This window comes from Paenibacillus sp. MMO-177 (assembly GCF_037147795.1).
Taxonomy (GTDB): Bacteria; Bacillota; Bacilli; order Paenibacillales; family Paenibacillaceae; genus Pristimantibacillus.
This window is the reverse complement of the sequence record NZ_JBBCUR010000003.1, coordinates 511,350-531,279: the sequence shown is the minus strand read 5'-3', so window position 1 is coordinate 531,279 and position 19,930 is coordinate 511,350. Positions and strand designations below refer to the sequence as shown.

The window sequence follows — 19,930 nt, the reverse complement described above, 5'->3', positions numbered from 1 at the left end:
TAGACGGTACCTCCTAACCGGCCATCGGTGATTCGCCAACCGCTTCCTCTTCGCCTTCCGGAGTGGGGAGAGGGGCTAATGGGCCAACAATGACGGATTCGGGAGGGGTATCAAACATCGAATACAAGGTGACAAAATCGGAGTCGCCGATTTGGAACATCGATGCCGACGTTACACCGAGTATTTCAATATTGCCAACGGTCAACCCGCAATTGTGTACGGTGAAATTCACCATCGCTAACCCCTCCTGTCAGCTGCCATTGCCGCTTTTAAGCGACTGGACATATTTCTGCATGGCAGCGTCTGCGTCTCTGATCGTCTTGGATAAAATCATTTCTTTCTTCTCCTGCTCGGTTGGCGGATCCTGTCCTTGTCCGGCAGCTCCTGCTTCAGCGTCGCCAGGCTTAAGCTGCATATAGAAATGAATACGGGAAGGAAGCTGCTTGCGGATATCCTCCAGAACCATATGCCGATGATAAGGATCAAGGTCTACTCCGTATTCGGTCTCGAGTGCGATAAGCCTTTGCGTTCCATGCTGGCTCAAAAACCGGTCCACTTCCGCTCGGACGTCTGCATAGGGCTCTGCCGGCGGGGTTAAGCCGTAGGCAGCCGAAGGAAAGACGGTTGGCTTTTGCTGCACGGCGAGCTGATCGATATCACCTTCCCCGGGCGCTATCCCGGGCGGTGTCATTCCGATATTTAAAGTGCCTTCAAGCTTCTCTACTTTTAATTGGTCGAAATGATATTCCAGCTTCTCGATATTATAGATCGGCTTTTTCTCCAGTTGCTTCAGCTGCTCGCTAAGAACAGCGAGTTGCTGCTCCAGTGAATAAATCTGGCTTTGCTGCGCTCTCAGCTTTGTTTGGAGCTCAAGCGACCAGGCTTGCCATGGAGACAGCCCATTGCCGGGCGGCTGCTGCTGCATGATGGCAGCCTCCTCTCTCTATGTGGGATTAGGAAGCGGCACAAGAGAGATTGGGCTTTCCGCTCCTAGCTGCGGAGCGGGACCCGTAAACCCTCCCGAATTGTAGAGTTGGGACAAAGAACGGATCGATCCTGCGCTTCCGACCTGAAGGACAGAGCTGTTCGTCACACTGTTTACCTTAAGCTGCTGTATGGTGATTGTCTGATAAATGGTCCAATTCATACGTTACACCACGGTTTCCAGATTGTTCTGAGAGTTGTCTTGAACGTCCGGATCAAGCGTGTTGGTCGCGCTGACGGCATTGTTAGAGTTTGCCAGGCTTCCTGTCAGGAATGAGCCGGAGCCGGCATAGGTTTTCGTTTGGCTGGAGGGCGATACTTGGACCGCGTCTCCGAACTGTACGACGGCACTGGAACCGACGCTGACTAATTTAACAAATCCAACGATAGAAGGCATTCATACTCACCCTTTTCCCTTAAAGCGTCTCGTATATTATCGTATGCGGCATATGCCCAGAGGTTCCGCCGCCCGTGTGGATAAGTGCCTATCGAAGGAAGAAAGTAGCCTCTCCGCCCAGCTTCGCATATGCTAATGGGGAACGGCTGGAGGTGAACGGGAACGTGGAGAAGAAATGGGATGAACTCGAGAGATGGCTTGACGGCCAACGGCTGCCAAAAGGCTTCGATGTCATGAAGGAACCGGATTGGGTGGAGAAATTCGTCCGGAAGATGATGACCAAATCACTGCCTGCGGCCGCAAATTCCATCTTGGATCAAGCGGAAGCCAGCGAGGGGATTTCTTTCTTTGAGACTCATCAAGACTTGCTTGTGAAGTTCCACCTCCCGCGCGAAGTAAGCCGGGCAGATCTTCGCTTGTATGTCCGGGATGACCGCTTAAGGATTGAAGGACTTCCCAATCAGAAGAAGGAAATCATCAAGCTGCCTAAGCTTGTTAAGCCGACCATCTGCCAGGCGGTTGTGAAAAACTACGTTTTGCAGGTAAAGCTGCGCAAAAGACCTCGGGCCGGTACTTATTATGAAACGGATATACGATGGTTGAAAGGTCGCTAATCCAGGGCCTTGCGGCCGTCGTTTTCTTTTGAGCTGGAATAGAAAGCCGTTTCACCTTGTCACCTTTTCTTACGGATTGTGGTTGGCGAACGGAGGGACAATCCCTTATAATGCTAATTGTGTACTTGCATTATTACATAGGGGAGTGTATGCAGTGACTTTAGTCGATGTCAGTGACATCTCTGCTTCATTATTTATTATCGGGGTCGTCTTCTTATTGCTCATTTTCGGATTATTAAGTCTTGGCATTCTTCGTATGTTCCAGCAGCGCTTCCGTTATGGATGGGTTTGTTTTGCGGGAGCGGTCGTCAGCTTTATCGCCTTGATGATTATTTTGAACAAATGGTATGTATAGCGGGTTTCTGCAGATAAGTTGGGAGGGTGCCCGTTATGATGTGGACGGCAATCTGGTTTGTTATTAATATGTTCTTTGTAGCATCGGTCATTACGTTGTTGTTCATGCACCGATCCGTTACGGAAGCGGCCCTTGATCCCGCAAGCGGGGATCGCCTTGCAGCGGCGAAGAAGAGACGCAAATGGGTGTCGATCATAAGTATTGTGCTATTTTTGGCTATGTGCGCAAGTTTTCTGATAAACATGCGGCTGAACGGATGATCCAAGCTGCGGCTTAAGAGAGGCTCTCATTGACGAGAGTCTTTTTTTTCGGCATTATGAATAGAAAGACACTATAATGTCGGAGGTCCTTTCATTGCATACCATAGAAGAAATTATACAAAGAATGACCGGACAAGGACTTCGCATTACGGATCAGCGCAAATCGCTGGCCAAATTATTTGCGGAGACTCCGGGATACCTGGCACCTAAGGAAGTTTACGAATATATGGGCAAGTCCTACTCGGGCCTTAGCTTCGATACCGTCTATCGCAATTTGCGCGTCATGGAGGAGCTTGGGGTGATTGAGCAGGTTATCTTTGAGGATGGCGTTAAATTCAAGCTTCATTGCAGGGAAAACGATCATCACCATCATATGATTTGCCTGCAATGCGGCCACACGTATCCGATTACGTTCTGTCCGATGGAGCAGACGGACGTGCCGGACGATTTCCGCGTGGTGAAGCATAAATTCGAAGTGTTCGGCTATTGCAAGGACTGCATTCAAGAAGAGTCGGCAGCCGGGGCAAACTGATGGCCCGCAGCCGAAGAGCGGTAAGAGTGCTGAAGGCGCCGGTTCTTTTTTACCGCAAAGTCATCTCGCCGCTCACTCCGCCAACCTGCCGTTACTATCCGACTTGTTCGGCATATGCCCTGGAGGCGCTTGAGAAGCATGGAGCTGTCAAGGGCTCATGGCTTGCCGCCAAGCGGATCGCAAGATGCCATCCATTCCATCCGGGGGGATATGATCCCGTTCCTCCTGTCCCAGGCGAGCAAGAGAGTGATGCGGGCGAGACGGCTGCTCCTTGACAATGGAGCGTTCAATTGGTTATATTTTGTCATATAAGCATATTTCCTATATTCGATGAACGGATAAGTAAGATGAAGATACCATGACAGAGAGCCGGGCAAGACGCTGGAAGCCGGTATGGATAAGCATCCGAAGATGGTCCCGGAGAATCTGTTTCCGAGCCTGCAAGAGGGGTAAGGGAATGGCGTTAAGCCGGCGTTAACGGCTCTGCCGCCCATGTTTGGCGGCACACGAAGCTGCTGTGCAATCGTTAACCTTGTTTCAGGCGCAGCGGGAATTTGGGTGGTACCGCGTGAGTGAACTTGAACTCTCGTCCCATGTTGGACGGGAGTTTTTTGCGTTCTCTCGCTTAATTTTGATTAATAATGGAGGAATGACAAATGGGTAACGATAAAAAAACCTTTTATATTACGACACCGATTTATTATCCGAGCGACAAGCTGCATATCGGTCATGCGTATACGACGGTAGCCGGCGATGCGATGGCGCGCTACAAACGTCTGCGCGGGTATGATGTCTGGTATTTGACGGGTACCGACGAGCATGGACAGAAGATTGAACGCAATGCGAAGGATAAAAACAAGTCGCCGCAGCAGTTTGTCGACGACATTGTCGTTGGCATCAAAGAGCTTTGGTCGAAGCTTGAAATTTCGAATGACGATTTCATCCGTACAACGGAGCCTCGCCATAAAGAAGCGGTTGAGAAGATTTTCGCCCAATTGCTGAAGCAGGACGATATTTATAAAGGCGAGTATGAAGGCTGGTACTGTACGCCTTGCGAATCGTTCTTCCTTGAGCGCCAGCTGGTGAACGGCAACTGTCCGGACTGCGGACGTCCGGTAGAGCTGGTGAAGGAAGAAAGCTATTTCTTCCGGATGAGCAAATACGCAGACCGCCTTCTGAAGCATTACGAAGAGAACCCGGATTTCATTCAGCCGGAATCGCGCAAGAACGAAATGATCAACAACTTCATAAAACCGGGGCTTGAAGATCTTGCGGTATCCCGTACGACATTTGATTGGGGTATCAAGGTTCCCGGAGATCCTAAGCATGTCATCTATGTATGGATTGATGCGTTGTCGAACTACATTACGGCGCTTGGATATGGCAAAGAGGGCAGCAGCGAGCTGTATGACCGCTTCTGGCCGGCAGACGTTCATCTGGTCGGCAAGGAAATCGTCCGTTTCCATACGATCTACTGGCCTATCATGCTGATGGCGCTTGGCCTGCCGCTTCCGAAGAAAGTATTCGCGCATGGCTGGCTGCTAATGAAGGACGGCAAAATGTCGAAGTCGAAAGGGAATGTCGTTGACCCGGTAACCCTGATCGACCGTTACGGTCTGGATGCGGTTCGCTATTACCTGCTCCGCGAAGTACCGTTTGGTTCCGACGGCACCTTCACTCCGGAGAACTTTGTTGACCGGATCAACTTTGATCTGGCCAATGACCTTGGCAACCTGCTGAACCGTACGGTTGCGATGATAGATAAATATTTCGGCGGCGAAATTCCGGCTTACGGCGGCAATGTAACGGCATTTGACGAGTCTTTGCAAGTGCTTGCTGCTGAAACCGTGCGCCAGGTAGAGGCATCTATGGAGACGATGGAGTTCTCTGTCGCTCTGGCGGCCATCTGGCAGTTTGTCAGCCGTACGAACAAATATATTGACGAGACTTCTCCTTGGGCGCTTGCGAAGGATGAAGCGAAGAAGGAAGAACTGGCTTCCGTTATGTATCATCTGGCGGAATCGCTCCGTATCATTTCGATCCTGCTTCAACCGTACCTGACACATGCTCCTCGCGAGCTGTGGCGCCAGCTTGGCCTCGAAGAAGGCGAATTGACTGCTTGGGACAGCACGAAGCGTTTTGGTCAGCTGCCAGGCGGCACGCGCGTAAGCAAGGGAGCCCCAGTTTTCCCTCGCCTGGATGCAGCCGAAGAGGTCGCTTATATTGCTGCCGCAATGGGCGGCGGAGCTGCGGCTAAGGCGGAAGCGTCCGCGCCTGCGGCTGACAATGCTGCGCAAGCCGCAGTGCCGGCGGTCGAAGCGAAGGAAGAAATCGGCATCGAGGATTTCGGCAAGGTCGAGCTTCGCGTCGCTCAGGTTATCGCAGCCGAGCCGGTGCAAAAAGCCGACAAGCTGCTGAAGCTGCAGCTTGATCTCGGTTACGAGCAGCGCCAGGTTGTATCCGGCATTGCGAAGTTCTACACGCCGGAGCAGATGGTTGGGCGCAAAGTGATTTGCGTTACCAACCTGAAGCCGGTGAAGCTGCGCGGCGAGTTGTCGCAAGGGATGATCCTTGCGGCTTCGCATGGCGATCAATTGACGCTTGCTACGGTGCCTGATGAAATGCCAAACGGCGCAATCGTGAAGTAAAATAAAGTTGCAAGAGAACCGCCCGGACCTGGATCCGCGGCGGTTCTCTTGCTTCTTAACGTATGCAGAGGTACAAGCATGTAAATAGTAGTTAATAGTTTATGGTTGACAGGGTGAGAGCCCGCTCGTATAATCTAGAACGTAATAGTAACGATTACTAAAAAGAGTTTTGAAATGGAGATTATACGAATGCGTTCTATTAAACATATGACTGTAATGCTGTTGGTCATGACCGTTTTGCTTTCCGCATGCGGCGCTAATTCGGGTAAAACGCTTGTTGAAGGCAAAACCAATGTCGTTACGAGCTTTTATCCTCTTTATTATTTAGCTTCCGAGATTGGCGGAGACAACGTTAATGTCGTCAACCTTATTCCCGCCGGTGTAGAGCCTCATGATTGGACTCCCAAGAGCCAAGATTTGACCATCGCTTCCAAGGCGCAGCTGTTCCTGTATAACGGAGCGGGTCTTGAAGGCTGGACGGATGATTTTCTGAAAGGCCTGCCGAAGAACAGCGGTCTGATTACGGCCGAAATGAGCAAGGGAATCGAACTCATTCATGGAAATCCGGAAGAAGGGGAAGAGCACGATCATGGCAATCATGATCACGATCTTGACGTTGATCCGCACACCTGGGTAAGTCCGAAGTCGGCCATGATTATGGCGGCGAATGTAAAAGACAGCCTGATTCAGGCAGATCCTGCCCACAAGGAAGCATTCGAAACAAATTATCATGCCTTGGTAGGCAAGCTGGAAGCGCTGAACGAGGAGTTTGAGTCTCAATTAGCGGCTGCTCCGCATAAATCGATCGTTGTATCGCATCAAGCTTTTGGTTATTTGGCCAGAGATTACGGACTGACGCAGATCGCGATTACGGGGTTGTCTCCCGATGCCGAGCCGCGTGCCCAAGATTTGCTCAAGGTTGCGAAGTTTGTGAAGTCGGAAGGCATCAAATACATTTATTTCGAAGAAATGGTATCGCCGGATCTGGCTAAAACGATCGCAAGCGAAACACACGCTAAGCTGCTTGTGCTTAATCCGATAGAGGGTCTAACGCCGAAGCAAGAAAAGGCCGGCGAGGATTATCTTAGTCTGATGGAACAAAATCTGCAAAATTTGGTGACTGGATTACAGAAATAACAGGAATGATATAGCGAAAGAGAGGTGGGAAACGATGCAAAATGCAAGCTGCCATCAAGATATAATAACGCTTGAGAACGTATCCTTTTCCTATCAGAATCAAACGGTTCATAAAGGACTTAATTTCTCGGTGAAAGAGCGGGATTTCATCGGACTTATCGGTTCTAACGGCGCTGGCAAAACAACCCTGCTGCGCATGATTGTCGGTCTGCTCAAGCCGGAAAGCGGAACGATCCGCCTGTTCGGACAGCCGGTGTCCCAGTTCAAGGATTGGGACCGGATCGGTTACGTCCCTCAGAAAAATTCGTTTAACCCGCTGTTCCCGGCAACGGTCCGCGAGGTTGTATTGTCCGGTCTTTACAGCCGGAATAAACTCTTCCGCAAAATTACGAAGGCGGATCAGAAGAAATGCGACGACGCCCTTCACGCGATGAATATTGAAGATCTGGCCATGAAGCGGATCGGCGAGCTGTCCGGGGGACAGCAGCAGCGGGTATTTCTCGCAAGAGCCTTAATCAATAATCCGTCGCTGCTTATTCTGGATGAACCAACGGTTGGTATCGATTCGGAGACGCAGGCAGGCTTCTTCCATATGATCAAGCATATGCACCAGCATCATAATATAACGTTTCTAATGGTATCGCATGACATGGAGATGATCCGGTCCTACCTGGGCCAGCAGCCTGCGGCGGAAAGCGGCAAGCTGAAATTTTACAAGAAGCATTCGCATGATCTGCAGAATTGCGTAGAGAACGATTTGACGCATAGCTTGAAGGAGCTTCGTCAACAAATGGAGAGCAGGAGAGAGGTCGTTACGGTTGGAGATCTTAGCTAGTGAGTTTTTTCAGCGGGCGCTGATTGGAGGCGTACTGATCGGGATCACGGCGCCGCTTATGGGTATTTTTCTAGTGCTGCGCCGCTTGTCGATGATTGGCGACACGTTGTCCCACGTATCGATTGCGGGGGTTGCTTTAGGTTTCCTGATTGGCGTATATCCGGTAGCGGTTGGACTGGTGTTCGCGATTATTGCTTCGTTCTTTATCGAGAAGCTTCGGAAAACGTACAAAACCTACGCGGAATTGTCCATAGCCATTATCATGTCCGGCGGCGTAGCGCTGGCTTCGATTTTGTTCACGATGGGCAGAGGCTTTAACATTAATGTGAACGGCTATTTGTTCGGCAGTATTTTTACCCTGGACAATGTGGATCTCATTACGATTGCCGTCGTTACGGTTGTAGTGCTGGTTGCCATCCGCACGCAGCTGAAGGAGCTGTTCCTGCTGACGTTTGACGAGGATGCAGCAGCGGTTAGCGGCTTGCCCGTTCGGTTCTATAATGTTATGATTAGCGTGCTTACTGCACTTGTCATTAGCGCGTCTATTAAAATCGTGGGAGCGTTGCTTGTTTCGGCACTGCTTACTATACCGGCTGCCTGCAGCCTTATTATTGCCCGCAGCTTCCGTCAAAGCGTCATTACGGTTGTCGTAATCGGGGAGCTAGCCGTTGTGGCCGGACTGATGCTGGCAGGCGTATGGAATCTTGCGCCGGGCGGTACGATCGTTTTGTTATTGATTGCGATTATGCTTGTTCTTCTGCTGCTGAAGCGCGGCATGAAGAGGGGAAGTTAACTTCGACTGAGGTGTTTAGCTTTGGATAACATTAACGTATGGCTGGCGTTTGGCGCCGGCTTTGCTTCATTTATCTCGCCTTGCTGCCTGCCTTTATATCCTTCGTATTTATCTTACATAACCGGCATTTCCGTTAGTGATTTGAAGAATAATAATCAGACTTCCCAGATGAGAATGAGGACGATGTCGCATACCTTGTTCTTCATACTGGGATTTTGTACGGTTTATTACACGCTTGGCTACGGCTCCAATGTGTTTGCGGAATTTTTCAGCCAATACGAGGATTTGATCCGCAAACTGTCCGCTATTCTGATCGTTCTCATGGGCTTATTCCTCGCCGGTATTTTTCAGCCGCAGGTGCTCATGAAGGAACGCCGCTTCCACTTCGATCCGACCAAAAAAACCGGCTATCTCGGCTCCTTTATTTTTGGCGTTGGTTTCTCGGCGGGCTGGACGCCTTGCATCGGCCCGGCGTTGACGGCCATTCTGGCGCTGGCAGCTTCGAAGCCGGGGACATGGTTCGAGCTGACGACTGCGTATGCATTAGGGTTCGCGATTCCGTTTTTCCTTTTGGCCTTTTTCCTTGGATCGGCACGCTGGCTGCTTAAATATTCGTCCGTTGTGATGCGAATCGGCGGGGGCGTTATGGTGCTGATGGGGATTCTTCTGTTTACGGATCAGATGACTAAAATTACGATTTGGCTTAATCAGTTAACGCCTGCGTTTATGAAGTTTTAGTGGAGATGCGTGAGCTAATCGGCTTGCAGTAGCATTAAAAATCGTTGTATGATACTAAGAGTAACGCCATGAGACAAGGTGTAGAATGCAGGTTAGGGGGTTCTTCATTGCCGACTCCCAAACTGTAGGAAATACACCACTATATGAAGAACGAATCGTTGCGTCCTTACCATTTGTTTCCAATTATGACGCCAGCCAGATAAGAAAGGTTGTGTGATCTGGATGACAAAACAAATGGTAGCTGAACTGATTAGCAAAATATCTGAACTATTGATACTGAAAATTGATAGTCAAATAGCAGTAGAAGAAAATGAGGATGTTAAGCGAGGACTAGAGAAGGCGAAGTCTATAGTTATGTATTTAGCAGAGGAATAGACCTCTGCTTTTTTGTTACCCAAATAATACGACGAGTAATAAAAACACCTCCCCACATAGCAATTATATATGAGGAGATGAGTGGAGAACATGTGGACATCGTGTCCGAAGGTTACAAGTTGAAACCTTTGTTGTCAGCATTCGTCGGGTTGCTCAGTACGCCAAGACCGACAAGAATTTCAAGAGCGCGTTGGATAAATGTATTCCAATGTTCAGAGTCAGTAGGTGTGAGAACACCTTGGAAGATCAGTACATCAAAAACCAAAGACACAATTGCAAGCCACATGCCGACATTGCGAAGTCGAGTTTTATCTTTAAGATAAGTCAACATAGTATAACCTCCTTATTTTTTAATTCCTGCGGCATCACGAACCGCATCAGCTTGACGATGATATTCGTCTTTTTCAGCCTGAGTCTTAGCTTGACTCCACAGCTTTTGCAGGGACACAATAACCTTATCTGCGTCAGCTTTCTTCATCGTAATCTCCTCCTCAATTGGTGGGCGTTTACCGGCTTGAAGTTGCTTCAAGGTCAGCCCAAAAGTGTACTGGAAGTGAGGCATGTCTACGAAACCTTTCCAGTCGCCACCCCACTCAAAACCGATCTTCTTACCAATGTTGACTACCTCAGCCCAGTCACGAACATTGTCACCGTCGCCATCTCTAGTTGTGTCCCACGAAGCAGATGTTCCGCTCGGAAGCAACAGCGCGAAGTCAACAGCCAAGCCATAGTTGTGCATGGACGAGCCGCCCTTAGCATTCGTAACGATGCTAAGTTTCTTTCCGTTGGCATCGTACAGTTTAGTACGACCTTGTGCGTACAGTTGGTCTTGATATTCCTTAGACCGATATCCCTGTGTCAACAGGATTGGTACACCAGCCAAGTAAGACTGTTTGATAAGTTCAGTTGCCATTTCCTTAATTTTAGGATGAAGACCGCTGTTCAATGCAGACTGAGATTTAACCAATACATAATCAATTGTTAGCATAGTTCTCTCTCCCTTCGTAAAATTGTTACTCTTCTTCTTCAAGCAGTTCTTTCTTTTTCCGTTTGAATAACTGAACAAGAGGCTTGACCTCTTTGTGTCCAGCATCACCAAGATTCTCCAGTATACTTATGATCTCGATGATCATAAGTAACGAATACAAGATGTTGGACATTGCTCCACCAAATACAACCTCTGGCACAATTGAAAGTTTGTGTGCGATGAACAGAATAGGCGTGTAAAGCAATGCCTTTACGCCGACACCGTTTTTCATTCCTCTGCTTGTCAAATGGCGATCTCGCCAACCGGAGATATAGTTCCCAATGCTGAATCGACCATAGTTCATAACAACGATGGAATAGTGCTTCGTGCAAAGGTCAATGATAATCAACCAGAAGATGAAGCTGAGAACTTCCTTGGGGTATCCAATTGCAGACAAGAAAACACCAAGCACAAAACTTAAAAGTAGCACCGCATGGTTAAACATTGAATGAAGCATTTCTAAAAACTGACTCAACACGGTCTTCCACACATAACATACCTCCTTTTCCCTCTATCTCTCTGCTGTATAAGGGGAAGGGAGGGGTGTATCGCAACCCCTACCGGACATATCGCTTGTATGGAATAAACAGGTTGTTTGGGTTACGATTCACATAATGAACCCATACATAGTCGCCAACAGTGAAGATGATCTCAGGGTTAGCTGGGACACTTGGGGTAGCCACAGGATTTCCGTCAATGAAGACATCAAGAGAGCCGTCCTCGCGAAGAGCAGATACCTTGCCAAGATGCCACTCATGAACAAGGAGTCCATACTTTTCCAACACCTTCACGACAATGCTCTGAACCTTCTTAATAAATAGCTCTTGCATTAAGAGATCACCTTCCTAACTTTCCAAGCCTCTGCGCTGATAAGTTTTGGCTTTATCGGCACAGAGAATGATTTAAGTTGATAGTTTCCGAAAACACCGTTCTTCTCATCGACGATTTCAATGATGTCATTTGACTCATGGAGATAGTTAGGAGCCAGATCAAAAGATGTCTTCTCGGTATATTGCAATCGCTTCTTAAGCTCGAACGCTGCTCTAGCATCGCACTGGGACTGAGTGTCGATGTTCGAGTCAGGGTTGCCGTCATTGTAGGCAAACATTCTGTCTCCGATCTGTTCAATGGTGTATGGGCTACCAGTCCATTTCGGGTCTTGCTCGGTGACTATGATCTCCGTCCTAAACTCAGCAGTGTTGGATGAGCCGCCAAAGACAAGGATGTGGTTGAACAGTTCGGTGTCATCAAGCTTACGAGAGCTACCAGCGTACAGTGTGTCATTATCTACCTTATATGACCACACAGGAGCCTCAGAGAGAGGGTCTTTGACCGGAGTGAACCGAAGATAGCCATTCACATCGTAGAAGACCTCGTAGGCTCTCTCGTCGTCTGTGAAGGCTTTATCTGCCAAGTCCTTTAATGCCTGACCTCTGTTTTGGCCGATCTGATAGGTGAGATCGTAGGGGAGAACAGCATCTGCATCGTCAATGATCATCTTGGTTACCCCTGCGTTCCCAGCAATGATCTTAATAGCCTCACTGATCTTCGTTCCCTTGTTGACCGTTGTTATATGTGTAAACTTTCCGAAGTTACCTGTAAGCAGATACCACTTGTCCTGACCGTTGATCGTCACGGTATTCGCGTTCGGCTTATGCGTTGCTTCTGGTTGAGAGATGACAAACACACCTTGAGGTACATACTCGATTCCAGTGATCGTCTTCAAACCTATGAACAGCTTTACAAGCTTGTTGTCAATCCAGATCAAGCCGCCTTCGTTCCAAGTAAACTGTCCCTCGCTGTTGTCAAGCGTGATCGTAAACATGCGGCGAATATCCCTGGTCGAATCCACAGAGATATCACCGATGTTATCAGAGCCAACCTTCTGCTCAATGTACTGGATATGCTTCTCGTCTTTATCAAGAAGTTCAAGCCGAACATAAACCTCAATGACAGGGGAGGTCATAGCAGCTACAAAGTCTTGACTCGCGTTAATCATTAACCTCACCTACCTCTACCCAATTCACTGCAACCTTAGTTACGCCAGCCATCCGAGCTTGAACAGTCTCTTGTGGAGCAGAGATATCAACTCTAAAGTTCCGTCCGTAGCCATCCTTGAGAATGTACGGCTTCTTGGCATTGATCATAGCGATAAGCCGCTCATACTGTTCCTTGGCATTGTAGCCTTCTGGAATGAACAGGGAGGACAGGGAGCCGCGCCGAGCATACTTCTGACCGTAGTAGACTTTCGGGAACTTGGAGAAGGTATTGATCTCTGTTCTGTCCTCATCAACAGTGATATTTACATCATCGAGATTGTAGAGGAACTGGAAGTTATAAAGTTCCGGTTGGTCAGGGTCAACAATCCACCAGCCATCAAACTTCGGATTGATGTATGTCGCCGTCATAAAGCCCTCAATTCCACTCGCATCGACTGGGGCGATAACATACTCGTACTCTTCACCGGAAGACACTGTGTAGTCATCGTAGACAATCTGAGTAGGTTCAGGATTAAACGGAAGCTCCTTAACAACGATAAAGTTCTGATCTTTGAGGTTTCTCCGTTTAACACGAAGCTCAGAGATCGGGTTCTCTCGCATCTGGATGTTGCCGGCTTCAAGGTCACCGTTAAAGGTAGCAAGCAGTACGGTTCCATAGCCCCATTTATCCTTCGTGTCATCGTTGTCGATATTGGTTTGGAGTTGCAGGACATCAGCCACACAATTCTCCACCTCAAGATAGGTGGCATTGGTGACAGGAGGGACGAGTGACTTGAATCCTTGTGCGCCGATCATGTCAAGTCCGATAATCATTTATCACACCACCTTCAAAATGAGTAAAAAAAATTAGCTCCGCATATAGTAGCGGAGCTAATTCACTAGGTTTGCTTAACAAGCGTTATACTGCGATCAGTTTTGTCGTAGGCCACAGAATACCCCATAAGCGCAGTCAGATCGCGGATAGGTAGACGAGTAACACCACCGGATTCAATGGGAGCACTATCAATTGTCTTTTTCTCACCATTGACTTCAACATTCTTTGAGTCAATCCAAAGCTTTATAGTGTTCTTCATCACACTTGGCATAACTACAACGCCACACCCAGTTGATGTCGGATATTCATCTTTAACAGGGATAGCATTGTCCTTGATGAAGGAATTGGATTCTACATATGTTGGTTTTCTGCCATGAAGCTTCTTAAACGCTCCACGCCAAACAGCCATCATACCAGCAAAGGCTGGTGCAGCAAAACTGGTTCCGATTCCTGTACCTCCACCTGCATACTGATAATCAGAGAATGCCAGAGCATCAACAGAGTTGCCTGTCTTGTCAAAGCAACTGTAGGAACAGCGCACAATGTCTCCATAGTTGCCCAGCTTACAAGCCCCAACGCTAATCCATGTGCTCTTATAGCCCAACGAAATAAAGGCACCATCATCTGTATTACCTGCCGCTGTAATCAGCAAGTTTCCAGCATTGATGATTGCCTTTTCCTGTGCGTTGTTCTTATCGTTGTTCCATGCGGCTGTAGTACTGTGGGAGTAGATATCAATATCATTATCAATCAGATATTGTAGCTTTGCGTCAGGTTCAGAAGATACGATATGAATCTCTGCCTCGGGTGCGTACACTAGTAAAGCACCGATCTGATCGCCTAAATGACTGACTGGTTGATTTATCGTATCAGTAGTTATCCTGTACTGTTCACTAGGGGCTACAACGATATCTGCATTTGGGAACCAGTTCGGATTATACTTGGTAGCCGACAAGTCAGACAGGGCAATTTTAACGCCCTGTCCCTTATATCCTGCATCGTGCCAAAGGTTGATTTTGGTAAATGATTTTACATATTCATTCATTTGTTAAATTCCTCCCCTCACCAGTGGATAGCTTCGACTTCTTCTTCTGTCCCGCATTCAACTATTGCAGATTGCTTTATGTCTCTAAGTTTAGCGATGTTGTCACTGATATGACTTAGTGAAGCCATAAATAAGCTGTTGAATCCGTCTTTGTCAAAAGTCAGTCGGTTCAATACTCCGTCCTTGTCGTACGCTGTCCACTTTGTTTCTGTCAGTAAACCTTGGTCGAACGCCCTCGCTGTAGCCATAAATTCGGACTGTGATTGCATACTGTTCGAGTAAAACAGACCATCATGTTCAAACTTATCAGAAATAACTTGAGAGCAACAAGCTTCAAGTTCAGCGATTTTCTCCTGTTTAATGGCGGCAAGACTCGCCGCCATTAATTCTTCATCACTAGGAGCATCAACAGGTAGGTTCCAGTTCACAATCTGTGCCTTTTCATCAACCCAATATACACTGTAATCCTTGAACGGCACAGCTTCGGGGAAGAGAAAACTTAAAGCCTTAGCGATGTTCATTTATCTTCCTCCTCTTATTTGAATAAGCCCACCGATACAAAACTAATGAGACCTTGTTTTCCATCTTCGGCTGGGAGTGCCAAACCTGCACCATAGCCAGACCCTGCAACAAAAGTTCCTGCGGTGCCGCCATTGGCAGTCGCGGAAACCATTTTGTTTGCGATCACATAAACGCCGCCACCGCCACCACCGCCGCCTGCACCGCCGGGGCATCCTGTGTTTCCGTCAGCAGTACGATTACCAGCCGCACCACCATTGCCGCCGTTGGCGTTGATGCTGATACTGCCTGTGATGTTCTCCGAACCTAAGATAATCAGACCACCAGCACCGCCACCACCGCCGCCGCCACAACCTTCATAGTAGTAGTAGCCAGCCGCAGCATTTGCTCTGCCTTGCTTGCCACCAGCACCGAATGACGATCCACCAGCACCACCAGCACCACCTTGACCATTGCCGGAGTTGTCAGAGGTGCCTGAAACACCGCCGCTACCAGAACCAGCAGAAACTAAAACAGGAAATCTGGAGAACCCTGAGAACAAGTAGTCATTTAACAACACTGAGTATTGAACAGAGTTATAGGAAATAAGGTCATCGGCGATACCGTAATATGCGGCTGGGACAGTTGGTAAAGCTCCATATTGTCCCGACACTGCCTGTTGACCATTTGATTTAAAGGTCGGCGAAACAACCAGCGAACCACTTGCACCTGAAACGCCACTAGTGCTTGATGAGTTTTGTTGCACTCCAGTGTTCGGCGAACCAGCAGAGCCGTTGTCTCCGGATGCGTTAATAGTACCCGAACCCGCGACAGTTGCCGCTTGAATGAGCGCACTACCACCAGCCGCACCACCATTGCCGCCACTACCTGCATAAGTGTTTGGATTGATATACCCACCAGCACCACCCGCCGCGCCTTGCACTTTAATTGTTCCGTTTAGAGTCAGCGTACCAGATACAAATAGAAAGCTCCCGTCTGGTATAGTCAGAGTAATGCCAGCGTTTACCGTAAGGTTGGTGTAGTGAGATTCTCTAGCTGTCAATGTTGTATTTGAACCGATTGTTACTGACCCCAATGCTCCTGTACCATAATACATTTAAACAACCTCCTATTTGAGTAAGTTAAATATGCGTGTGTTTCCTGAATTGACAATATATGTTTGTGTAGACCATACAGAAACATAGTAGCTGTCATTGTCGTTTACCATTTCTAAAACTTGTGGGTTCAGAGTTGGTGAGACATTTGACCAAGATGTTGCTGCCGCGCTATGCAAGGTCTTATACGCCACTCCGTTTTTATATAGCACCATGTTTACGGTAGGTGCGGTACTGCTGTAGCAGTAAACCGATATACCACTGAAATCGAAGAGGTACAATCCTCGCGGCAACTTAAAACCGATATAGTTGCCGCCCGAATAAGCTCCATATGATGCAAGGTTAATATCCGACCCCCATGTCAATTTTGCACTTAACATGGTAGCAGCACCGCCGCTGATAGCACTAATCGAATCACCAACTGAATTGTTTGATAAAACGACCATACGATCATCCATGCTTTTTGATCGTTTCTCTAACTCATTAAGTCGGAGTAAGAGGAGATTTCGTGGGGTTTTAACTCCTGCCAAAGCTTGATCTACATACCCCACATTCGTTATTTGTTGAAGATTACTTCCGTCAGCAGTTGGCGCGACCGGAGTACCTGTGAAACTCGGACTATCGATTGGAGCTTTCGCATTCCATGTAGCCTTCTCGGTGTCCGTTGCAAACCGATGTGTCGAGTCCTGAGTGATGTCAGAAGCCACATGTGTATGTGAGGCAGGTGTAAAGGATGTCGGCTTACCTGAAAGTTCAGACCAGTCCACAGCCGCCCAAGAAATCGAACCAGCGGTTGAACCAGCTTTTAGGACTTTTGTGTTGTTGCTAGTCCCTGTTGCTGGAACATGTAGGTTACCGTCACCAGTTGGGTGAGTATAGTTGTTTGCGCCCGTTGCAATTCCATTCAGCTTGGTCTTATCAGCACCGGACATAAAACCGGAAGCTCCACCAGCAACTACATCAGTGTGGGTATGACTAGAAGGCGCAAAATCAGTGGCATGTTTTCCATCAACCGTATCAGCATCATTGGCATCCATAACAACCCAGTTGGGAGATGCAGAAGTTCCAAGGTTGACTTTCATTTTCGGCATATATTCTCAACTCCTTTATTGATTACTTAAGAACATCGTGTTCACAAGAAAAAGACCTTTCACCGTATAAGCGAAAGGTCTGATAATATGCAACCCCTAGTTTGTGTCAATCCAGATCATGTTTGTAGCAGGGGATGAAGGTGCAGATGAACCGACATATTGTCTACCATCGTGCCAAACTTGGCTTGCGCCAACATACATTGCTCCGTTTATCAGTGGGTCGATGGACTGTGAAACAGCAGGGGAAGCGGTCGTATCTTTGGTAAGTGTAGTAACAAGAGTGCAGTCACCACCACTCCCAAAAATCTGAGCGTCAATTTGAACAGTTGCCCCACCATTAAGTTTAAGTTGAACACTTCCGTCAGTTAGTATCCTCAGCCCTTTGCAGTATTTGTAGCCTACATTGGTGCTAGAAGCATTAGCGAGGAGCACCGAAATCATCGCATTCGAGGAGCCGTATCCTTTTGATGCAACAAAAGAAACAGATGTGTGGGCATATGCTCTCAAGTTACACAGAATAGGAGCGTTAAGATTGTCTCCAACTGTGAATAGGGTATACCATCCATCAGTTCCATCGTCACCACTTACAGAGGTGTATGATCTGCGGTCGCCTCTTACATAATCCGAGCTATCAAGCCCATCAAGTTTGTCGGCATCCAATCCACTACCGGAGCCGCCAGAAACAGCAATGGTAATCTTGTCATTTGTTGCGTCCGGTGTGAGTGTGATGTTCGAACCAGCGACAAGTTCTAGTGTGTCGGTTGCGTTATCAGCCGCTATAGTTGTTGTACCAACCTTGACATTTGAAAAAGCGTTTTGGTTGGCTTGTGCGCCAGTCGCGATACCGTCAAGCTTTGTCTTATCGGATGCAGACATCAGACCATTTGCCGTCGTTGTTGCAACAGAGGTCGAGGCTTTTGCATTCCAAGTTGACTTTTCAGTGTCTGACACGAAACGATTGCTGGCATCTTGTGTTAGATCGGATGCTTTTCCAGAAGTGGCAACAGTTGCGAATGTTGGCTTACCAGTGACACCAGTCCAAGCAACACTATCTGCCACTTCTGCCGCATCGACCTTGCCATCATTGTCTGTATCATAGGCGGCTTTTACCATGTCGCCATATCCAGATGCACCAAGCTGAGATTGTGTGACAAATGTAGAAGAGATGCGGTTGTCTGGAATCTTACCGTTTGCATCCAGTTCAGCATACCCATTTGCAACACCCTTGTTCGCACTGTTCTCAGGTGTGAACCCGAGTGCAGCTTGCTTGCCGTTCCATGTGGACTTTTCAGTGTCCGTAACAAAACGATGTGTAGCGTCTTGAGTTACATCTGTTGCCGCATGTGTATGAGACGAAGGAGTGAAAGCGGTTGGTTTATTAGCGAGTTCACTCCAATCTACAGCCGCCCAGGAAATCGAACCAGCGGTTGAACCAGCTTTGAGAACCTTGGTTCCATTTGTGGTTCCAGTCGCTGGAACATGCAAATTGCCATCACCAGATGGATGGGTGTAATTATTTGCGTTATTCTCGATACCAGCGAGTTTGGTCTTCTCTGTTGCGGTATACGCCTTATTGGTTGTTCCATCAGTAATAATATCAGCGCTGTGTGTAGATGGATGCTGATAAATGGTAGCCTCAGAGCCATCAATCAGAATGTTTCCGTTTGTTCCAGACGCATTGACCTTGTTTGCACCCGTAGAGATACTGTTTAACTTTGTCTTGTCTGCGCTACTCATAAACCCAGAGGTGGAAGTCGTTGCATCACTATGAAGGGAGCCACCACTTCTGTTGCCGTGCTGGGTGTCTGAAATCGCACCAGAAACCTCGCTCATAGCCACCTGACCCCAAGCCACACTGCCAGCCGTAGAGCCGGCTTTTAATACCTTCGTGTTGTTCGTTGTGCCATTGGCAGGGACATGGAGGTTTCCATCTCCAGTAGGGTGCGTGTAGACCGTCACATCAGTTCCATCAACCGATACCTTGCCGTTGGTTCCAGACGCAGTAACCTTATTCGCTCCGGTGGAGATACCAGACAACTTCGTCCGCTCAGTATCAGTCATAATCTTTTTGGTCGTTGTCTCCGAAATATCATCAAGCGTGTGACTATGAGCTTTGTCGGCTTTCCCACCTAAAGCCACATCGACTTGTGTCTGGGTATAGTATCGTCCGTCATGAAGATGGTTAACATCAGCGAAGTCAGCGGCATGTTTACCATCAACTGTGTCAGAGTCAAGGTCAGAACCACTTCCGTCGAGTGTCTTAATGTCGGCGAATACTTGAGCAGGGGTCTTATTGACCTGTGCCCCAGCTTGAATCCCATCAAGCTTTGTCTTGTCTGCGGCAGACATTCTACCGTCGAGCGTCGAAGTAGCAAGAGGGAGAGCGTTGATCGAAGTCTTATTCCAGACAGCCGCATCAGCATCATATGTGTAAGTGATATTCGTATCGTCGACAGTTACCGTCCAGCCCTCTTGGGGATTTGGATATGTCGTAGCAATCGCCGCATAGTTAGCGACAGAAGGCTTCGATACAAGGTTTGAGACAACCGCAGCGATCTGGTTTTCGAGATCGACCTTCGCTGCATTAAGCTCAGTTTTGGTTGCTCTTGAGTCCAGATCGGCTTTAAACTCTGGACTCATAACTGTTCGGTTGATCTTCTCAATAGGCATCT

26 protein-coding genes are annotated in these 19,930 nt (G+C 48.1%); 11 read left to right on the top strand and 15 right to left on the bottom strand.

Annotated elements, in window-relative coordinates; all coding sequences use genetic code 11:
* Positions 1-13 precede the first annotated feature (13 nt).
* Genes WFK81_RS13795 through WFK81_RS13780 form a run of 4 tightly spaced genes read right to left on the bottom strand, consistent with a single transcriptional unit; the run spans position 14 to position 1,381 of the window.
* Positions 14-235, bottom strand: a complete 222-nt coding sequence (locus tag WFK81_RS13795) for a hypothetical protein (protein ID WP_336771743.1) — start codon at positions 233-235, stop codon at positions 14-16.
* A 15-nt stretch (positions 236-250) separates the two neighbouring features.
* Entirely contained in the window at positions 251-925 is a 675-nt protein-coding gene (locus tag WFK81_RS13790) for a spore germination protein GerPC (protein ID WP_336786984.1), read from the bottom strand.
* A gap of 18 nt (positions 926-943) precedes the next feature.
* Positions 944-1,147, bottom strand: a complete 204-nt coding sequence (locus WFK81_RS13785; protein ID WP_336786983.1) for a spore germination protein GerPB — start codon at positions 1,145-1,147, stop codon at positions 944-946.
* Between the two features lie 3 nt (positions 1,148-1,150).
* Positions 1,151-1,381: a spore germination protein gene (locus WFK81_RS13780; RefSeq protein ID WP_336786982.1), complete on the bottom strand. Its 231-nt coding sequence runs from the start codon at positions 1,379-1,381 to the stop codon at positions 1,151-1,153.
* A gap of 164 nt (positions 1,382-1,545) precedes the next feature.
* On the opposite strand from WFK81_RS13780, the gene WFK81_RS13775 reads away from it, so the two are divergent.
* The 11 genes from WFK81_RS13775 to WFK81_RS13725 all read left to right on the top strand — a co-directional run bounded on the left by WFK81_RS13775 (position 1,546) and on the right by WFK81_RS13725 (position 9,668).
* Complete coding sequence (locus tag WFK81_RS13775; RefSeq protein WP_336771747.1) at positions 1,546-1,995, top strand: Hsp20/alpha crystallin family protein; 450 nt, start codon at positions 1,546-1,548, stop codon at positions 1,993-1,995.
* A gap of 154 nt (positions 1,996-2,149) precedes the next feature.
* The gene (locus tag WFK81_RS13770; RefSeq protein ID WP_336786981.1) at positions 2,150-2,350 is read left to right on the top strand and encodes a hypothetical protein; all 201 of its coding nucleotides are present in this window, start codon (positions 2,150-2,152) and stop codon (positions 2,348-2,350) included.
* Between the two features lie 35 nt (positions 2,351-2,385).
* Complete coding sequence (locus WFK81_RS13765; RefSeq protein WP_336786980.1) at positions 2,386-2,610, top strand: hypothetical protein; 225 nt, start codon at positions 2,386-2,388, stop codon at positions 2,608-2,610.
* A gap of 124 nt (positions 2,611-2,734) precedes the next feature.
* Complete coding sequence (locus WFK81_RS13760; protein ID WP_442956058.1) at positions 2,735-3,142, top strand: Fur family transcriptional regulator; 408 nt, start codon at positions 2,735-2,737, stop codon at positions 3,140-3,142.
* The gene (yidD, locus tag WFK81_RS13755) at positions 3,142-3,417 is read left to right on the top strand and encodes a membrane protein insertion efficiency factor YidD (RefSeq protein ID WP_336786978.1); all 276 of its coding nucleotides are present in this window, start codon (positions 3,142-3,144) and stop codon (positions 3,415-3,417) included. Before WFK81_RS13760 ends, yidD begins: the two co-directional genes overlap by 1 nt.
* A 381-nt stretch (positions 3,418-3,798) precedes the next feature.
* Positions 3,799-5,790: a methionine--tRNA ligase gene (metG, locus tag WFK81_RS13750; RefSeq protein ID WP_336786977.1), complete on the top strand. Its 1,992-nt coding sequence runs from the start codon at positions 3,799-3,801 to the stop codon at positions 5,788-5,790.
* Between the two features lie 189 nt (positions 5,791-5,979).
* On the top strand, positions 5,980-6,927 hold the full coding sequence (locus WFK81_RS13745) for a metal ABC transporter substrate-binding protein (RefSeq protein ID WP_336786976.1): 948 nt from the start codon (positions 5,980-5,982) through the stop codon (positions 6,925-6,927).
* Positions 6,928-6,961: 34 nt separating this feature from the next.
* Entirely contained in the window at positions 6,962-7,762 is an 801-nt protein-coding gene (locus WFK81_RS13740; protein ID WP_336786975.1) for a metal ABC transporter ATP-binding protein, read from the top strand.
* Positions 7,746-8,555 (top strand): metal ABC transporter permease, encoded by an 810-nt coding sequence (locus WFK81_RS13735; protein WP_336786974.1) that lies wholly within the window; start codon positions 7,746-7,748, stop codon positions 8,553-8,555. Before WFK81_RS13740 ends, WFK81_RS13735 begins: the two co-directional genes overlap by 17 nt.
* A 21-nt stretch (positions 8,556-8,576) precedes the next feature.
* Positions 8,577-9,293, top strand: coding sequence for a cytochrome c biogenesis CcdA family protein (locus WFK81_RS13730; protein ID WP_336786973.1), 717 nt, complete (start codon positions 8,577-8,579; stop codon positions 9,291-9,293).
* Positions 9,294-9,515: 222 nt separating this feature from the next.
* Positions 9,516-9,668 (top strand): hypothetical protein, encoded by a 153-nt coding sequence (locus WFK81_RS13725; protein ID WP_336786972.1) that lies wholly within the window; start codon positions 9,516-9,518, stop codon positions 9,666-9,668.
* Positions 9,669-9,780: 112 nt separating this feature from the next.
* On the opposite strand, the gene WFK81_RS13720 is transcribed toward WFK81_RS13725, so the two are convergent.
* The 11 genes from WFK81_RS13720 to WFK81_RS13670 all read right to left on the bottom strand — a co-directional run bounded on the left by WFK81_RS13720 (position 9,781) and on the right by WFK81_RS13670 (position 19,928).
* Positions 9,781-9,999 (bottom strand): hypothetical protein, encoded by a 219-nt coding sequence (locus WFK81_RS13720; protein WP_336786971.1) that lies wholly within the window; start codon positions 9,997-9,999, stop codon positions 9,781-9,783.
* A 12-nt stretch (positions 10,000-10,011) separates the two neighbouring features.
* Positions 10,012-10,656, bottom strand: coding sequence for a M15 family metallopeptidase (locus WFK81_RS13715; protein WP_336786970.1), 645 nt, complete (start codon positions 10,654-10,656; stop codon positions 10,012-10,014).
* Between the two features lie 25 nt (positions 10,657-10,681).
* Positions 10,682-11,185, bottom strand: coding sequence for a phage holin family protein (locus WFK81_RS13710; protein WP_336786969.1), 504 nt, complete (start codon positions 11,183-11,185; stop codon positions 10,682-10,684).
* Between the two features lie 67 nt (positions 11,186-11,252).
* Entirely contained in the window at positions 11,253-11,525 is a 273-nt protein-coding gene (locus WFK81_RS13705) for a hypothetical protein (RefSeq protein WP_336786968.1), read from the bottom strand.
* Entirely contained in the window at positions 11,525-12,694 is a 1,170-nt protein-coding gene (locus WFK81_RS13700; RefSeq protein ID WP_336786967.1) for a hypothetical protein, read from the bottom strand. The genes WFK81_RS13705 and WFK81_RS13700 overlap by 1 nt, the downstream gene beginning before the upstream one ends.
* Positions 12,687-13,508 carry a hypothetical protein gene (locus WFK81_RS13695; RefSeq protein WP_336786966.1) on the bottom strand — a complete coding sequence of 274 codons (822 nt, stop codon included), beginning with the start codon at positions 13,506-13,508 and terminating at the stop codon, positions 12,687-12,689. The genes WFK81_RS13700 and WFK81_RS13695 overlap by 8 nt, the downstream gene beginning before the upstream one ends.
* A 65-nt stretch (positions 13,509-13,573) precedes the next feature.
* The gene (locus tag WFK81_RS13690) at positions 13,574-14,554 is read right to left on the bottom strand and encodes a stalk domain-containing protein (protein ID WP_336786965.1); all 981 of its coding nucleotides are present in this window, start codon (positions 14,552-14,554) and stop codon (positions 13,574-13,576) included.
* A 17-nt stretch (positions 14,555-14,571) separates the two neighbouring features.
* On the bottom strand, positions 14,572-15,075 hold the full coding sequence (locus WFK81_RS13685; protein WP_336786964.1) for an XkdW family protein: 504 nt from the start codon (positions 15,073-15,075) through the stop codon (positions 14,572-14,574).
* A gap of 14 nt (positions 15,076-15,089) precedes the next feature.
* The gene (locus WFK81_RS13680; protein WP_336786963.1) at positions 15,090-16,169 is read right to left on the bottom strand and encodes a hypothetical protein; all 1,080 of its coding nucleotides are present in this window, start codon (positions 16,167-16,169) and stop codon (positions 15,090-15,092) included.
* A gap of 12 nt (positions 16,170-16,181) precedes the next feature.
* Positions 16,182-17,258, bottom strand: a complete 1,077-nt coding sequence (locus WFK81_RS13675; RefSeq protein ID WP_336786962.1) for a hypothetical protein — start codon at positions 17,256-17,258, stop codon at positions 16,182-16,184.
* Between the two features lie 96 nt (positions 17,259-17,354).
* The gene (locus WFK81_RS13670) at positions 17,355-19,928 is read right to left on the bottom strand and encodes a hypothetical protein (RefSeq protein ID WP_336786961.1); all 2,574 of its coding nucleotides are present in this window, start codon (positions 19,926-19,928) and stop codon (positions 17,355-17,357) included.
* Positions 19,929-19,930: the final 2 nt, after the last annotated feature.

Excerpts from the sequence above, each read along its gene's own strand:
- WFK81_RS13795 (WP_336771743.1), bottom strand. The coding sequence starts at position 235 with ATGGTGAATTTCACCGTACACAATTGCGGGTTGACCGTTGGCAATATT.
- WFK81_RS13680 (WP_336786963.1), bottom strand. The coding sequence starts at position 16,169 with ATGTATTATGGTACAGGAGCATTGGGGTCAGTAACAATCGGTTCAAAT.
- WFK81_RS13740 (WP_336786975.1), top strand. The coding sequence starts at position 6,962 with ATGCAAAATGCAAGCTGCCATCAAGATATAATAACGCTTGAGAACGTA.
- WFK81_RS13720 (WP_336786971.1), bottom strand. The coding sequence starts at position 9,999 with ATGTTGACTTATCTTAAAGATAAAACTCGACTTCGCAATGTCGGCATG.
- WFK81_RS13715 (WP_336786970.1), bottom strand. The coding sequence starts at position 10,656 with ATGCTAACAATTGATTATGTATTGGTTAAATCTCAGTCTGCATTGAAC.
- WFK81_RS13685 (WP_336786964.1), bottom strand. The coding sequence starts at position 15,075 with ATGAACATCGCTAAGGCTTTAAGTTTTCTCTTCCCCGAAGCTGTGCCG.
- WFK81_RS13705 (WP_336786968.1), bottom strand. The coding sequence starts at position 11,525 with ATGCAAGAGCTATTTATTAAGAAGGTTCAGAGCATTGTCGTGAAGGTG.
- yidD (WP_336786978.1), top strand. The coding sequence starts at position 3,142 with ATGGCCCGCAGCCGAAGAGCGGTAAGAGTGCTGAAGGCGCCGGTTCTT.
- WFK81_RS13700 (WP_336786967.1), bottom strand. The coding sequence starts at position 12,694 with ATGATTAACGCGAGTCAAGACTTTGTAGCTGCTATGACCTCCCCTGTC.
- WFK81_RS13695 (WP_336786966.1), bottom strand. The coding sequence starts at position 13,508 with ATGATTATCGGACTTGACATGATCGGCGCACAAGGATTCAAGTCACTC.
- WFK81_RS13690 (WP_336786965.1), bottom strand. The coding sequence starts at position 14,554 with ATGAATGAATATGTAAAATCATTTACCAAAATCAACCTTTGGCACGAT.
- WFK81_RS13765 (WP_336786980.1), top strand. The coding sequence starts at position 2,386 with ATGATGTGGACGGCAATCTGGTTTGTTATTAATATGTTCTTTGTAGCA.
- WFK81_RS13745 (WP_336786976.1), top strand. The coding sequence starts at position 5,980 with ATGCGTTCTATTAAACATATGACTGTAATGCTGTTGGTCATGACCGTT.
- WFK81_RS13675 (WP_336786962.1), bottom strand. The coding sequence starts at position 17,258 with ATGCCGAAAATGAAAGTCAACCTTGGAACTTCTGCATCTCCCAACTGG.
- WFK81_RS13790 (WP_336786984.1), bottom strand. The coding sequence starts at position 925 with ATGCAGCAGCAGCCGCCCGGCAATGGGCTGTCTCCATGGCAAGCCTGG.
- WFK81_RS13670 (WP_336786961.1), bottom strand. The coding sequence starts at position 19,928 with ATGCCTATTGAGAAGATCAACCGAACAGTTATGAGTCCAGAGTTTAAA.
- WFK81_RS13785 (WP_336786983.1), bottom strand. The coding sequence starts at position 1,147 with ATGAATTGGACCATTTATCAGACAATCACCATACAGCAGCTTAAGGTA.
- metG (WP_336786977.1), top strand. The coding sequence starts at position 3,799 with ATGGGTAACGATAAAAAAACCTTTTATATTACGACACCGATTTATTAT.
- WFK81_RS13760 (WP_442956058.1), top strand. The coding sequence starts at position 2,735 with ATGACCGGACAAGGACTTCGCATTACGGATCAGCGCAAATCGCTGGCC.
- WFK81_RS13780 (WP_336786982.1), bottom strand. The coding sequence starts at position 1,381 with ATGCCTTCTATCGTTGGATTTGTTAAATTAGTCAGCGTCGGTTCCAGT.
- WFK81_RS13725 (WP_336786972.1), top strand. The coding sequence starts at position 9,516 with ATGACAAAACAAATGGTAGCTGAACTGATTAGCAAAATATCTGAACTA.